Source organism: Arcticibacter eurypsychrophilus (assembly GCF_001730525.1).
GTDB classification, from domain to species: Bacteria; Bacteroidota; Bacteroidia; order Sphingobacteriales; family Sphingobacteriaceae; genus Arcticibacter; species Arcticibacter eurypsychrophilus.
Genome location: NZ_MDFN01000070.1, coordinates 1 through 1,120, shown reverse-complemented (window position 1 = coordinate 1,120; position 1,120 = coordinate 1). Strand labels below are relative to the sequence as shown.

1 protein-coding gene is annotated in these 1,120 nt (G+C 38.4%); it reads left to right on the top strand.

The genetic code is table 11. The features are described from left to right. The first annotated feature begins 50 nt into the window (after positions 1 to 50). Positions 51 to 1,109: a DUF2339 domain-containing protein gene (locus BFL47_RS18995; protein WP_245681419.1), complete on the top strand. Its 1,059-nt coding sequence runs from the start codon at positions 51 to 53 to the stop codon at positions 1,107 to 1,109. Positions 1,110 to 1,120 lie beyond the last annotated feature (11 nt).

Sequence of the window (1,120 nt, the reverse complement as noted above, 5' to 3'; positions counted from 1 at the left end):
TTATCCCGGTTTTACCGGACAACAATAATTTATAGACCTAAAATATCAGAATGGAAATTGTAAGTATTACGTTGTTAATTGCAATTGTTTATTTACTTCAACATAATCGAAGCCATTACAACAGCCAAATAGAACGGTTAGAAGACCATATAATGGATCTTCAAAAGATGCTCAAGCAAAATACAAACAATAAATCTGCAGAACCAACAGTTACTTCTCCGGTTAACAAACCAGAGAACCTGAAAAGGCCTGAACCTTCTATACCTGTAGTTGTAGAAAGGCAACCGCAGCCTGTTACAGCACCTCAAGAAGCAATACCGAGACCCATAAGAAATCTTAATTACCCTGAACAGCCAAAGCAAGGATACAAAGAGCCGGTACCGGAGCTTTCATTCTTTGAGCGTTATCCCGATCTTGAAAAGTTTATCGGTGAAAACCTGATCAACAAGATAGGTATAGCCATATTGGTCTTAGCAATTGGTTTTTTTGTGAAATATGCTATCGACAATAATTGGGTTAATCCGGTTGGAAGAGTAGCTATAGGAGTAGTTTGCGGGGCTATATTAATAGGAATAGCGCATCGTATGCGCAATTCTTACAAAGCATTCAGCTCTGTACTGGTTGGTGGAGGCCTGGCAATTTTATACTTTACCATCACATTGGCTTACCACCAGTTCCATTTATTCAACCAGCTTACATCTCTCATCATCCTCATTGTAATTACCTGTTTCGCAGTAGTGCTGTCATTGTTATATGATAAACAGGAGCTTGCGGTAATCGCGTTAGTAGGTGGTCTTGCCAGTCCATTTATGGTAAGCAGTGGTGAGGCTAATTACGTTGGCTTGTTTACCTATATCGTATTACTAAATGTTGGCCTATTGGTTATTGCTTACTACAAAAGCTGGCGCATTCTCAACGCAACTGCATTTGGCTTAACTGTTCTTGTTTTCTGTCTGATTCTTTCTTCTTTAACCGGACCAACTTATATGACAGGTTTTGTATACGCCAGTGTTCTTTATCTGCTGTTTTTCTGGATCAATGTGGCTAATAATATAAAGGAAAATAGTAACTATTCAGGACTGAAGTTAGCGATTAATTTTAGGGTATAAAAGACATCATT

What these genes read in the sequence shown, in the direction of transcription:
- BFL47_RS18995 (WP_245681419.1), top strand. Translation starts at nt 51, where the DNA reads ATGGAAATTGTAAGTATTACGTTGTTAATTGCAATTGTTTATTTACTT.